Origin of the sequence: Dickeya oryzae (assembly GCF_020406815.2) — a bacterium.
Lineage (GTDB): Bacteria > Pseudomonadota > Gammaproteobacteria > Enterobacterales > Enterobacteriaceae > Dickeya > Dickeya oryzae.
Map to the genome: position 1 here is coordinate 4,211,544 of NZ_CP162670.1, position 13,512 is coordinate 4,225,055.

At 51.0% G+C, this 13,512-nt stretch carries 9 protein-coding genes, 1 tRNA gene and 1 pseudogene; 4 read left to right on the plus strand and 7 right to left on the minus strand.

What is annotated here, in order from left to right; all coding sequences use genetic code 11:
• Positions 1–140: 140 nt before the first annotated feature.
• A complete protein-coding gene (locus LF929_RS18530) occupies positions 141–479 on the plus strand; it encodes a hypothetical protein (RefSeq protein WP_168364811.1) in 339 nt (112 codons plus the stop codon).
• Between the two features lie 196 nt (positions 480–675).
• On the opposite strand, the gene LF929_RS18535 is transcribed toward LF929_RS18530, so the two are convergent.
• Positions 676–1,530, minus strand: coding sequence for a pirin family protein (locus LF929_RS18535; RefSeq protein ID WP_210176126.1), 855 nt, complete (start codon positions 1,528–1,530; stop codon positions 676–678).
• 415 nt (positions 1,531–1,945) lie between these two features.
• Between LF929_RS18535 and LF929_RS18540 the strand changes: the two genes are divergently transcribed.
• The gene (locus LF929_RS18540) at positions 1,946–2,671 is read left to right on the plus strand and encodes a cyclopropane-fatty-acyl-phospholipid synthase family protein (protein ID WP_038912973.1); all 726 of its coding nucleotides are present in this window, start codon (positions 1,946–1,948) and stop codon (positions 2,669–2,671) included.
• Between the two features lie 120 nt (positions 2,672–2,791).
• Here the strand turns inward: LF929_RS18540 and LF929_RS18545 are convergent, their stop codons facing one another.
• Complete coding sequence (locus LF929_RS18545; RefSeq protein ID WP_038906910.1) at positions 2,792–4,231, minus strand: sensor domain-containing diguanylate cyclase; 1,440 nt, start codon at positions 4,229–4,231, stop codon at positions 2,792–2,794.
• A 470-nt stretch (positions 4,232–4,701) separates the two neighbouring features.
• Between LF929_RS18545 and LF929_RS18550 the strand changes: the two genes are divergently transcribed.
• Positions 4,702–4,914: a hypothetical protein gene (locus tag LF929_RS18550; RefSeq protein ID WP_226093096.1), complete on the plus strand. Its 213-nt coding sequence runs from the start codon at positions 4,702–4,704 to the stop codon at positions 4,912–4,914.
• 1,394 nt (positions 4,915–6,308) lie between these two features.
• On the opposite strand, the pseudogene LF929_RS18555 reads toward LF929_RS18550, so the two are convergent.
• From LF929_RS18555 to lptF, 5 genes and pseudogenes are all read right to left on the minus strand, one after another.
• Positions 6,309–8,561: pseudogene (locus tag LF929_RS18555) on the minus strand (N-6 DNA methylase); the annotation flags it as partial.
• 299 nt (positions 8,562–8,860) lie between these two features.
• Positions 8,861–8,992: a hypothetical protein gene (locus LF929_RS18560; protein ID WP_264085002.1), complete on the minus strand. Its 132-nt coding sequence runs from the start codon at positions 8,990–8,992 to the stop codon at positions 8,861–8,863.
• 185 nt (positions 8,993–9,177) lie between these two features.
• Positions 9,178–9,262, minus strand: a tRNA-Leu gene (locus LF929_RS18565).
• 224 nt (positions 9,263–9,486) lie between these two features.
• Positions 9,487–10,557, minus strand: coding sequence for an LPS export ABC transporter permease LptG (gene lptG, locus LF929_RS18570; protein WP_038903144.1), 1,071 nt, complete (start codon positions 10,555–10,557; stop codon positions 9,487–9,489).
• A 1-nt stretch (position 10,558) separates the two neighbouring features.
• Entirely contained in the window at positions 10,559–11,677 is a 1,119-nt protein-coding gene (gene lptF, locus LF929_RS18575) for an LPS export ABC transporter permease LptF (RefSeq protein WP_226093094.1), read from the minus strand.
• 282 nt (positions 11,678–11,959) lie between these two features.
• On the opposite strand from lptF, the gene pepA reads away from it, so the two are divergent.
• Positions 11,960–13,468: a leucyl aminopeptidase gene (gene pepA / locus LF929_RS18580; protein ID WP_012883139.1), complete on the plus strand. Its 1,509-nt coding sequence runs from the start codon at positions 11,960–11,962 to the stop codon at positions 13,466–13,468.
• Positions 13,469–13,512: the final 44 nt, after the last annotated feature.

Here is a 13,512-nt window from a genome sequence, read left to right on the forward strand (position 1 = left end):
TCGTTACGGTGATGCAGGCAGGGCAACCGCAAGGTTGACCGGTCTTCTTGAGAACCGGGGTTCCAACCCTGTCTGTGTCACCACCAGGTCTGGAACCCTTGAGTGGTGACGTGTTGATACAATCTCAAGGAAAACAAATCATGACGGACAACCACATCACTCCCACTGACAGCAGCATCACCCTTTTCCGCGAGCTGATCGCCAGCCTGCCGCTCCACCAGCTTGATGAGGCCCAGCTTTGTGACCTTGGCGCTATCGCTGCGGAATCCGTTTCCGGGTTGTGCCACGGGCTGAGTGAACTTGGCGACCGGCTGCAAGACGGTGCTGACATCAGCCCCGAACAGCGTTACCAGTTGGGTGCCAGCCTGAATGCCGCCGCGCACCTGATACCGGCACTGCTGGAAATCTGTGAACAGGCGGAGCGCCACGCCCACGCGATGCCGCAGGCAAAAGAACCTGTCCCGCTCTACGCGGTGTAACGGCATGTCACGCGTAACGTCGCAGCGCATCTGCCGCCCTGCGTGATGTAACGGCTCTGGCATCCAACAAGCGCCATGCCGGGCCGTTTACCTTAATCGCTTACTCTGATACAGCGGTGCATCGGAACATCACCGCTGTTATTGGCAGGGCACATAACGGGTTGCGAGCCGTTGCCTGGGGTTATCAGGCGGCCATTCAAGCCATTTCCCCATCAAACTTACCGGCGTGGTAATCCGCTATCGCTTGCTGGATCTCTTCACGCGTGTTCATCACGAACGGTCCGTAAGAGACGACAGGTTCCTCTATCGGCTCCGCATACCCAAACAGCAGCACCGCCTCTTCTGTCGCGTTGATGACAACGGCGTCACCATCATCATGCATTTCCACCAAATTCCACGGTGAAACCGGGGTTCCGGCGATGTTCACCGCACCGCGCACAACGTATAAGAACACGTTGTTTCCCTGTGGTGCAGGTAACGCAACCTCCGCCCCCGCATTCAATTGCACCACTGACATAAACACACCCGTCAGCGAGGGAATAGGGCCCGTCACCCCGGCATACACCCCGGAAATCAACTGCATATCTCCCTGCCCTGATGCCAGCGGCACACGGGGAATATCGTCCCGTTGCAGCCCGATATAACGGGGTGAGGTCATTTTCAGGCGAGCGGGCAAATTCACCCACAGTTGCAGGATCTCCATCGCCCCGCCCTGACGTTTGAAGTCATCCGGCGACAGTTCAGAGTGAACCAGCCCGGAACCGGCCGTCATCCACTGCACGCCCCCCGCGTTGATGATGCTTTCATGCCCACCGCTGTCGCGGTGCGCCAGGCACCCTTCCAGAATAAAGGTGACGGTTTCAAACCCACGGTGAGGATGTGGCCCGAACGGTAACCCCTGGTTATTGGGGGAATACACTTGTGGACCGTGGTGATTCAAAAACAAAAAAGGATCCACCTGCGGTACGCCCGGGCCGGGCACCGGACGGCGGGTTATCAGGTCGGCGATGTCATCCCGATAGGCCGCATGACAGGCTGAGACAGTACGCATAATTTCCTCTCTACATTGATTCGATAATGGCAACGCTCCCCAGTGGGCCGCAACATGGCAGGGTGAGCGACAACACCGCACCGGGTAACCTTACCTGAAATCACATTTTTGTGCTGTGGACGCCTTTTTTAACCATCCGCAGAGGTTAGCGTTTAGGGCGTAACCCCCTTCCCACTCTACCGAGTCATACCGAGGCGTTGATGCTGGAGAATGTCGTCATCCGATAATCAGCCTACCGGCCATTGCAGGCTCGGCTGATTATCGCTGCGCTAAAACGTGACGCAGGCACCTGCGGGTGTTGGCGTGTTTTTGCCTATGATGAATAACAGGTTGCCAGTATGCATTTATCCCGTCAGGAACAACGCACCTTACACGTTCGCCCCAACCCGATAACCGCTAAGGTACAGGTAATATTATGTCTATAACGACGCCATTAACTACTCCGTTTACTGATAGCTATGACAGCGCTTTTCTTCTGGACACCATGATGGGGCCAAATGCCATGCGCATTACGGAAGAAATGGCCGCCCAGCTCCCCATCACCCCCGGCATGCGCATCCTTGATTTGGGTTGTGGGAAAGGCATTTCATCCATCCTGCTGGCGAAAAAGTACGATGTCACGGTGTTTGCCGCCGATTTATGGATAACCCCGACCGAAAACGCCAGGCGGTTCGCCAGTCAGGGGGTTGATTCCCACATCATTCCGCTGCTGTTGGACGTCACCAAAGAGATCCCCTTCGCGCAGGAATACTTTGACATGATCATCAGCGTCGATGCCTGGCAATACTTCGGCAGTAACGACAGTATGCTGGCGAAAATGCTGCCGTTTGTGAAACCCAACGGGCTGATTGCGGTGGCGGTTCCCGGATTTATACAAGACTACTCGGAAGGGAACCTGCCCGAGGTCGTCAAACCGTTCTGGACACCGGACTGGTACTTCTATTCCTGCCACTGGTGGAGAACGCTCTGGGAAAAAGAACCCGGCATAGAAATTCTCCAGCTACGTGAAATGGACTCATGCCAGCAGGCCTGGGATGACTTTATGCCATGCACGCTGGCTCAGGAAATGATGGTTCCTATTATGGAAGCCGGAGCGGGGGCGTATTTCAACATGATTCAAATCGTGGGACGAAAAGTATGAGCAGACGGGCTAGCCTGACCGGTTGACGCGGCGGGCGATTGGGACATGGAGCCAGGCGTTAAGGTGTTATCACGCCTGGCTCTGATTGCCGTTACAGCTCCTGATTTTTCAGCCGGTTATTCACTCGGCCATCACCGCCTGATCACGCCCCTGACGCTTAGCCTGATATAGCGCCTTGTCGGCACGTTGCACCAGATGGTCGATGCTTTCACCGGGATTAGATTCCGCAACACCGCAACTGATGGTCAGGTTAATCACCTGATGGCGATGCGACACCAGCGCAAAGTGAACGGCCTGACGAATCTTCTCCGCGACGCGATGAGCCTGATGCAGCGAACAATCGCCCAGCAGCAGCACGAACTCTTCGCCCCCCCAGCGGCAGGCGGAGTCTGTTTTACGAATCGCCCGCTGGATCAATCGGGCGGTTCTCACCAACACTCGATCACCGATGTGATGCCCGTACTGATCGTTAATTTTCTTAAAAAAGTCCAGGTCGATCAGAATGATCGAGAACGTACGTTGCTGCGCCGATTGTTTCATCCGCAGGGTCCGAAAAATGTATTCGAACGCTTGTCGGTTCATCAGGCCGGTCAGTTTATCGGTGGTGGCCATCAGCTCAAGCCGCCGCTGGTATGTCCCGATAGTCAGCCAGATCAGCAACAACATGGCGATGCTGGCCGTAACACTGATGCCGGTATTTTTCAGCAGCGTGAGCCACAACTGCCTGTCGTGCGGCCCGCTGTTCTGCTCCACCATCAACTTCCAGCCGAACTCCGGAATCACGCGAGTGTTCAAAAAGATATTTTCGCCATTCAACGAGTAGCGATAGCTGCCGCCCGGCGAGGTCAGCACCTGGGTTGCCAGCGACTGTAACCCCGGCTGTTGGTGAATATTCGACGCACGATGAAACGCCTGACTGTGCAACATCACATCGCCGTCTTCATCGATAAGGTAGATGGTGCGGTTATAACGCTGCTCGTAGGTTTCAATCAGTTGGGTAACCCGCTGCACCGGCAAACCCACGCCGGTCACCCCAATAAAATTACCGCTATAATCGAACACCTTATAATTGATAAAAATATCCATCCGGGTACGATTTTCTGGATCGACACCGATCTCAATATCGTAAGGGTCGCCATCCTTTTCATCCCTGATATCAAAAAACCACTTATCTTCAGGAGAGGTTTCTAAAAGCGTATGGCTTATCTTCTCTGGGTCGTAATAGCGGTGGGTATTATTGGAAACGAAAAAGGAAACCACCGTATTAAAACGCCGATCGATCTCCCGAAGATAGCGAGTCATCGCCTGCGGATCCGTTTCATTGGACAGCACCCAGTCTTTCACGAAGGTGTCGTGCGCCATCAGCGATGAAATAAAAATGGGATTCAGCAGGTCGCGCTGAATTTCAGAATAGACATTGTCGCTGGTCAGCGGCAGCGAGCTTTCTGAAATCTCATCGAACAGCGAATGGCGCGCCACCTGATAACTGCTCCAGCTGATCACCAAAAATGCGCTCAGCAACATGCAGGAAAACAGGATCGCCGCCCGTTTTTTGTTCATCCAATAGGTCTGGGAAGTGTGAGAAGGAGACAACACGGTTCCTCTGGCTGACGCCCGCCGGCCCATCGCCGGAAGCTACGAATACAAAATGCCGACATGGTAATGAAGTTAGTCCATAACGCAAACCACTGCATGCTATCTGCGGGGGATTTTTGGTGGGGTTGATCAGATTGCTTCACGGCAGACATCCTTGACGGTATGTCCGGCTTCAACGAACTTCGGAACGGCGATGATCTCTAGTGCTCAGTAAATCGTACCTTGCGCATAGCGATCCCCTCAGAGGGACATAGCCAGTATGTCGGAAGATCTCTAAAAGTGAATGGTTCGGTTTATCGGGATACTTACACGGCGATGCTCAGCTGGTTGAAGGCTATACTTTCAGAGACTACATCAACACCTACAAAGATAGTGCTGAAAATGCACAACTAAACGCCGTTGTTGATGCTCTTGGTTTAAATAAAGGCCTACTCATGGCGTTAATGGCTGATAATGTTAATGAGAAAAACCTGAACGATTTTGGTCGCTTCGACGCATTAAAAGAATCGGTAGATCAGAGAAAAGCCAAAGTCTATTTTGAAAAACAAGATGGCGTAGCCATACCTCTATTTAAGTTGAATATACGAATTGATCGGTTTTTGAAACACTTTTTTCTTGCACAAATGGATTATTGTTCCCCTCCCTGAAAACAGTGCCAGTCTGAACTGAAGAATCTGGCCTTTCCTTCATCTCATAAGCAGGCCGATGTACCATCGGCCCTTTGAATATAAGGTAATTAAGGGATTTTCCATTCCTAACATAAGTTATCAGTAATAATATTTTGTTCTATAAATTCGTATGTTTTAACATTAGGATAAGGGCAAACAAAACGAACCTTATCATTTTGCGCATCACTATAGAAATAAAAGCCCATAATATCACTCTCAGGTAAAGTCTCTCTCATTACCATCAAAGGAAATATTTTTGTAACTGCTATACTTTCATGTGTTGTCAAATCACTATGTGCAAGATATAACTCCCCAGATATCATAGGCTGTGAAGTTTTGAATCGCGCAGTTTTGCTTGGATTGAGTCCTAAACCTTTAAGAACCTCTACCTCATTCAAAAAAGCAGCACCATCAAACCTTGCTTGTATTGATTTTATAAGAGTAGTCGTTTCAAAAAAACTCCTGTATTCAATTTGCATTGTTTTATTTAAACGCTTAATAATATCTTTGGCTTCAGCTACAGCAGCGGCAGAAGGCAACCCTCTATGCGCAATATCATTTCGTAGTTTTGTGGCTTCACGAAGTAAAGTAACAACCTCATCACGACATATAAAACCTGCTATACTATCGTTACAATCTAATACATTTTTATAATCACTAAGCCTGTTATATCCAAAAGCCATCGTGAGACTTAACAATTCTTTCTTTCGGTTATAAAATATTTCTTTTTGCGGTTTGCTTTGACCAAAAGCAACAGACAACAAGTATACTCCTAAATATTCAAAAAATTTAACAAATGCCTCGCATCGGTCTCTTTCATTAAACTTAGACTCAGCCAACTCCCAAAGAATTGCTAAAGGAGTTGGTAACATTGATGAAAATTCTTGCTCATATCTACTTGCAACACTCAAATATGGCTGTAACTGCTCTTGAGCTGACTGGAAATCAGAAAATACAGAATTTTTGAGTAAAGACACTCGTGTTAATACAGCTTCACACTTATTCCAAAACTCTATCAATTTGGACTGACTTTCTATTGGCGGAAGAGAGAATCGAGTGTTCAACCACGCAGACATAGATACATTTCTAGAGCCGCTAATAACCATAAAATTACTATCAAGCCAATCTACGCCTTCTTCTTGCTGTAAAAATATGTTATAAAAATCGGGAAGAAGTGTTTCGTTATGAAAATCAAAACGAGACAGATTGAGCATTTTCCTCTTTTCGTTCAAGCCAGAAAATTCGATTATTTTACCTGTATATGGTTCAAGAACATAAAGCCCATCATCACTTAACCTAATAATTTCTTTAAAACGAACCTGCTGTCCTTGAAGTAACTTATCTCTAGAATGATTCTTTTGGAAAAGGGAATAAAAATTAATCTCATAACCAACCACACCAACATCAAGATCTTTATTATCGCGTCTGTTAGCATTAATCCATGCGTCCGCAGCATGTGGCAAAACCTCGGTTTTGAAGTAATGCTCTATCAAGTCATCGGTAGCAATTGAAGGATTCAATGGTACATTTTCACTTTCACGCAGATCACTATCCTGCTCGAACTCCACCACTTTACCTTTGTATTCAAACGCACCGTACAGCGGCTTAGCGGCTTCTTTCAGCACCTTTTTCACCACCGGCTCAGCATCCGGGTTTTTCGTGGTAATCGCGCCGATAAACTGTTTGTTCTCTTTGGTATCGAGCTTAACGCCTGCGGTTTTGATCGCCCCTTTCAGGGTAAGTTGGAACTGGTTAAAATCGTCGCTAACTTGCGCTTTCCCACCGGCTTGTGTGCCTAACGCCGCTTGAATCTGCTGTGCTTTTTCCATTAATTCGCGCTGCGCCAGCCACAGTTTGCTATCCAGCAAGTCTTTAATTTGCTTCTCTTTCAGCTCAGCAAATTCCGCTTTGATAATCGCGCGGGCTTCCGCTTCAATTTCTGCAAAATCACCGTAGTGAGATTCCTGCCACTGCGCAGCGAATTCGTCATACAGACGTTCCATCGGCGCGTTAAACGGCTTCGGCGCAAAGCGCAGAGTCGCGATCGCTTCATCTGTCACTTGCGCCGACAAACGCAGCGGGCGCTCAATGGTCAGGCGGCGGTAACCAAAATCGGTACTGTTGAAGATTTTGCTGGCAAAGGTTTTCGGGGCTTCCGTTTTGGCCGTTGCAGACTGGCGACCACGGTTGGATTTTTGCTCCGGTGCTTTTTCAAGACCTAAGGCTTCCAGAGAAATCGCCTCAACCACCTCAAAAGCACCAAACGTGCGGGTGATCAGTTTGATGTCATCCTCGCCCATCAAATTGCGCTTGGAGCCGAGAGACTTACGCATCTTGCCGCACAAGTTGGTGCCATCAATCAGTTGGACCTTACCTTTACGCTCTGGTGCTTTCTTATTCGACAAAATCCAGACGTAAGTGGCGATCCCGGTGTTGTAGAACATATCCGTCGGCAGCGCGACAATACCTTCCAGCAAATCAGCTTCCAGAATATAGCGACGGATTTCGCTCTCACCGCTACCCGCACCACCGGTAAACAGCGGAGAACCGTTGAGGATAATGCCGATACGCCCACCACCATTGATTGAACCATCTGGATTATGGGTATCACGCATTTTGCTGATCAGATGCAGAAGGAACAACAGAGAACCATCAGAGACGCGGGGCAAACCTGGGCCAAAACGACCGTTAAAGCCTTTCAGTTGATGCTCATCGTTAATTTCACCTTCAATCTTTTTCCAGTCCACACCAAACGGCGGGTTCGACAGCATGTAGTCGAACTGGTCTTGCGGTAGCTGATCGTTAGAAAGGGTGTTGCCCAGTTTGATACGGCTAACATCTTGTCCTTTAATCAGCATGTCGGCTTTACAGATGGCATAGGACTCGGGGTTCAATTCCTGACCAAAAGCCCGCATCACCGCATTCGGGTTAAGCTCGTGCACATACTCCATGCCGGCAGAAAGGAAGCCGCCCGTTCCCGCCGTCGGGTCGTAAATGGTGCGAATGATGCCGCCTTTCGACAACGCATCATTATCTTCCATAAACACCAGCGAAGTGGTTAAGCGCACGATATCGCGTGGGGTAAAGTGCTCTCCAGCCGTCTCGTTCGAACTCTCCGCAAAACGACGGATCAGCTCTTCAAACACCAGCCCCATTTCATGGTTAGAAATGGCCTCAGGGCTCAGATCGGTAGTGGCGAATTTCTTAACAATTTTGAACAGTAGATTGGCATCATCCAACAGGCCAACAAACTCGCTGAATTTGAAATACTCAAAGATTTCACGCGCATCCTTTGAGAAACACTGAACGTAATTCTCAAGGTTCGCCTTGATGTCATTCTGCCCTATTTTGCCGAGATCCATTGGCGAGGTATTAAAGAACGACAAGCCATTCGTAGCGCGTAATAAAAACCTCTCTCTCCTTTCTTCCGGCAAGGGACTGGCCTTTAGTTTTTCGGCTTCCGCTACCACCGCTTCTTTACTCGCGGCTAACACACACTCAAGGCGACGCAGCAGCGTAAAAGGCAAAATCATGAGCCCATACTGGGATTGCTTAAAATCACCGCGAAGCAAGTCAGCAACGGACCAGATAAAGGCAGCCGTTTGAGAAAGGTTGGTGTTAGTCATGAAAATCCTTAGAAGAGATCACTGCCATAGCGCGAAGATGCTCAAGTATAAATTCGGTTTTAGAATGTAATTCACAAAATAATACCTGCAACGAAGGCTACCGCAAACGATACGGGCAAATAAATGAACACTGAGATTGGGCCATGGATTAGCAGCGCTAGGTATTCGGCGAAAGTGGCATACTGAAGTGAAAACCAACCATGACAAAAAATAAAAAGCATTTTCCACCTATTCAAAAATCAGTAGAAAATGCCATTTATGTGAAATTTTTCAGAACAGATGCAGAAAAAGAAAAGTTTCTATTTTAGTTGATTACTCAACGTCCCAAAATCAAACACACTCACCACCTTCTCCCGGTTCACATCGAGGAAATCAGCCCACCATTTATCCGAAGGCTTGGCTGTTCTGACTTTGATATCAGTGAGCGCCATACTTATCTCCTCCCCGTTGGTACAAGCATATCGAACCGAAAATACCATCATCTGTACCAACAACTGTTGGTAGATGCACATGGATGTCGGTTGACCCTGAGAGAATGAATATAGCGGGAAAGGCGGGTAAACACTGGATTTCAGGCATAAAAAAAGACGTCGGTTGACGTCTATTTATATACTGTTGGTGCCGAAGGCCGGACTCGAACCGGCACGTATTTCTACGGTTGATTTTGAATCAACTGCGTCTACCGATTTCGCCACTTCGGCACGAAGTAGTACTTTGCGGAAAACGTGGTGGATTATACCTTTGTGCGGGCTCGGTGCAACCCTAATCCGTCGTCTGGCGTTGCAAGCGCTGAAAAAATCGCCGTTAGGGTGTTTTTAGCGCAGTAATGTGTTGCCGTGGCAGCAGTTTTACAGCGTCGGACGTGCAATGCAGATAAAAAAACGGGCGCGCTGTTATAAGCGCGCCCGTTTCGTGAAAAGAGAGATTAGCGCCGTTTTAGCAGCAGCATAACGCTAATGAACAGGAACAACGCGCTCGGCAACAACGCCCCCAGCACCGGCGGAATGTGGTACACCAGACTGAGCGGGCCAAAGATCTGGTCCAGCACGTAAAACAGAAAGCCGAAGCTGATACCGATGACGATTCGCATACCCGCCGGTACGCTTCGCAGCGGGCCGAAGATGAACGACAGTGCCATCAGCATCATCACCGCCACAGACAGCGGCGCAAAGAGTTTGCTCCACATGTTGAGCTGGTAACGGTTCGCTTCCTGCCCGCTCTGGCGCAGGTACTTAATGTAGTCGTACAAGCCACGGATAGAAAGCGCGTCAGGATCGAGCGCCACCACGCCGAGCTTGTCCGGCGTCAGATTGGTTTTCCATTCGCCGCTCACCGTCTGGCTGCCGCCAATCTGTTTACTGTCGTTCAGGTCGGATTCTTCAACCTGAGACAGTTTCCAACTGCCGTTCTCATACACGGCCGAGGCAGCATAGCGCACTGACAACAGTTTGCTGTGCTTGTCAAAGTGATAGAGGTTGACGCCCTGTAGCTCATTGTCTCCCGCAACGCGCTGGATATAGACAAAGTCGTTGCCGTCTTTAGCCCACAAGCCGCTTTGGGTCGACAGCATCGAACCGCCGTACATCATCTGTGAACGGTAGTTACGCGCCATTTGTTCGCCCGCCGGCGCCACCCATTCACCGATAGCCATCGTCAGCAGCACCAACGGAATGGCGGTTTTCATGACGGAGCCCGCAATTTGCAACCGGGTAAAGCCGGAAGCCTGCATCACCACCAGTTCACTGCGGGTAGCCAGCGCACCCAGCCCCAGCAGCGCGCCCAGCAGCGCCGCCATCGGGAAGAAGATCTCGATGTCTTTCGGCACGCTCAACAACGTATAAAGCCCGGCCCCTGCCACGGAGTAGCCGCCCTGCCCGACTTTTCGCAGTTGATCGACAAATTTGATAATGCCAGAGAGGGACACCAGCATGAACAGCGTCATCATGATGGTGTTGAAAATGGTTTTACCGATATAGCGGTCCAGTACGCGAAACATATCAGGCCGCTCCTTCTACGTTCTGGCGATGACCCGATTTCAGGCTGGCGCGGATTTTACGCAGCGGTACGCTATCCCACAGGTTCAGCAGGACAGCCAGCGACAGATAGACCAGATTGGTCAGCCACATCCATACCATCGGGTCGAGCTTGCCCTTGCCCGCGTTAGAACGCAGCGAACTCTGTAACAGGAAAAACACCAGGTACAACAGCATTGCTGGCAGCATACTCAGCACACGCCCTTGACGGGGGTTCACCACACTCAGTGGCACCACCATCACCGCCATCATCAGCACGGAGAAAATCAACGTCAGTCGCCAGTGGAACTCTGCGCGGGCGGCAATATCGGATGAACGCCACAGCGTTTTGAAGCTCATCTGCTCAACGTTAGTGGGATCAACTGCCACCTGTTGATAGCCGACAATGGCCTGATAGTTGATAAAATCGGTGATACGAAAATCACGCAGCATCGCCGTGCCTTCATAACGGGTGCCTTTGCTGAGCGTTACCACCTGGGAACCGTCGCCACGCGCCGCTACCGTACCTTTATCCGCCACGACCACCGACGGGCGGGTGTTCTCACGCGGGTGCAGTTGCGCCAGAAAAACCCGTTCGAAATCGCCGCCATTGACCTTGCCGACAAACAGCACCGAGTTGCCGTCTTGCGTCTGCTGGAACTGGCCTTCCGCCAGCGACGCCATACCGGGGTTGGCACGTGCTTCCGCCAGCACCTCGTCCTGATGGCGTGACGACCAGGGGCTTAGCCACAGCACGTTGGCGGTAGCCAGCGACGCCGTCAGCAACGCCAGCACCAGTGCAGCTTTCAGCAACACGTTTTTACTGAGCCCGCAGGCATGCATCACGGTGATTTCGCTTTCAGCGTAAAGCCGACCAAAGGTCATCAGCAGCCCGAGGAAAAGACTCAGAGGCAAAATCAGTTGCGCCATCTCAGGCACACCGAGCCCCAGCAGGGATAAAACCAGATTGGTCGGGATGTCGCCGTCCACGGCAGCGCCCAATATCCGCACCAGTTTCTGACAGAAAAAAATCAGTAACAAGATGAACAGAATGGCCACCTGGCTCTTGAAGGTTTCCCGTACCAGATATCGAATGATGATCACGCTTAATTACGCCTGTGAAAACTTGTATTTTTGCAGGAAAGTCGATAGTTTTTTCGCTAACTCGCCATTTACACTCATTTGTGGCAACCTTCGTAGCTAAAGCATTATTAAAACATCCCTGTTTGTGGGATGTTTATCAGAACCTGCTGAGTATCCTCGCACAGATTCGCTACGTCGTTTAGATTAACACAGGTTATGTTAACGCAACGGCGGGAAAATATTACGGAATGTCACATTCTAGCCGTAGATCCCACCGTTGTCTTTAAAGATTCAGGAGAGTTCATGGAGTTCAGCGTAAAAAGCGGTAGCCCGGAAAAACAACGCAGTGCCTGCATTGTCGTCGGCGTGTTTGAACCGCGTCGGCTGTCCCCTATCGCAGAACAACTCGATAAAATCAGCGATGGTTACATCAGCGCGTTACTTCGCCGTGGCGAGCTGGAAGGTAAGGTGGGGCAATCCCTGCTGTTGCACCATGTCCCCAATATCCTTTCCGAGCGTATTTTGCTGATTGGCTGCGGTAAAGAGCGCGAGCTCGATGAGCGCCAGTACAAGCAGGTTATTCAGAAAACCATCAACGCCCTCAATGAAACCGGCTCGATGGAAGCGGTCTGCTTTTTGACCGAACTGCATGTAAAAGGCCGCAATACCTATTGGAAAGTGCGTCAGGCGGTCGAAACCGCCAAAGAAACGCTGTATACCTTTGATCAATTAAAGACCAACAAGGTCGAGCTGCGTCGCCCCTTGCGCAAGATGGTGTTCAATGTGCCGACCCGCCGCGAACTGACCTCCGGCGAGCGTGCCATTCAGCATGGTCTGGCGATTGCGTCAGGCATCAAGGCGGCCAAAGATCTGGGCAACATGCCGCCTAATATCTGCAACGCCGCCTACCTGGCCTCGCAGGCGCGCCAGTTGGCCGACGGTTATAGCCAGATTACCACCCGCGTCATCGGCGAACAGCAGATGAAAGAGCTGGGGATGAACGCCTATCTGGCTGTCGGGCAAGGTTCACAAAATGAATCGCTGATGTCGGTTATCGAATACAAAGGCGCGCCGGACAGCAACAGCAAACCTATCGTGTTGGTCGGCAAGGGCCTGACGTTTGATGCAGGTGGTATATCCATCAAACCAGCCGACAGCATGGACGAAATGAAGTACGACATGTGCGGTGCCGCGTCGGTGTATGGCGTCATGCGTGTGGCGGCGGAACTGGCATTGCCGCTCAACATCATCGGCGTGCTGGCCGGTTGCGAAAACATGGTGGATGGCCGCTCCTATCGTCCCGGCGACATTCTGACCACCATGTCCGGCCAAACCGTGGAAGTGCTGAATACCGACGCCGAAGGCCGTCTGGTGCTGTGCGATACCCTCACCTACGTCGAGCGTTTCGAGCCGGATGTGGTGATTGACGTCGCCACCCTGACCGGTGCCTGCGTCATCGCACTGGGGCATCACCTGACCGGGTTGATGTCGAACCACAATCCGCTGGCTCACGAACTGCTGGGTGCCTCGGAACAAGCGGGTGACCGCGCCTGGCGTCTGCCGCTGGGCGATGAATATCAGGAACAGTTGGACTCCAACTTCGCTGATATGGCGAACATCGGCGGTCGTCCGGGTGGTGCCATTACCGCGGCGTGCTTCCTGTCGCGCTTTACCCGCAAGTACAGTTGGGCGCATCTGGATATCGCTGGCACCGCCTGGCGTTCCGGCAAGGCGAAAGGCGCGACCGGTCGTCCGGTGGCGTTGCTGTCGCAGTTCCTGTTAAACCGCGCCGGGTTGAATGACGCCGAGTAATCATCGGCAATCGCCGCCGCCCGCCGGTGGCGCATTCATCCCCT

Bases quoted from the DNA above. Each gene is read 5' to 3' on its own strand.
- LF929_RS18530 (WP_168364811.1), top strand. From the start codon at position 141: ATGACGGACAACCACATCACTCCCACTGACAGCAGCATCACCCTTTTC.
- LF929_RS18535 (WP_210176126.1), bottom strand. From the start codon at position 1,530: ATGCGTACTGTCTCAGCCTGTCATGCGGCCTATCGGGATGACATCGCC.
- LF929_RS18540 (WP_038912973.1), top strand. From the start codon at position 1,946: ATGTCTATAACGACGCCATTAACTACTCCGTTTACTGATAGCTATGAC.
- LF929_RS18545 (WP_038906910.1), bottom strand. From the start codon at position 4,231: ATGAACAAAAAACGGGCGGCGATCCTGTTTTCCTGCATGTTGCTGAGC.
- LF929_RS18550 (WP_226093096.1), top strand. From the start codon at position 4,702: ATGGCGTTAATGGCTGATAATGTTAATGAGAAAAACCTGAACGATTTT.
- LF929_RS18560 (WP_264085002.1), bottom strand. From the start codon at position 8,992: ATGGCGCTCACTGATATCAAAGTCAGAACAGCCAAGCCTTCGGATAAA.
- lptG (WP_038903144.1), bottom strand. From the start codon at position 10,557: ATGTTTCGCGTACTGGACCGCTATATCGGTAAAACCATTTTCAACACC.
- pepA (WP_012883139.1), top strand. From the start codon at position 11,960: ATGGAGTTCAGCGTAAAAAGCGGTAGCCCGGAAAAACAACGCAGTGCC.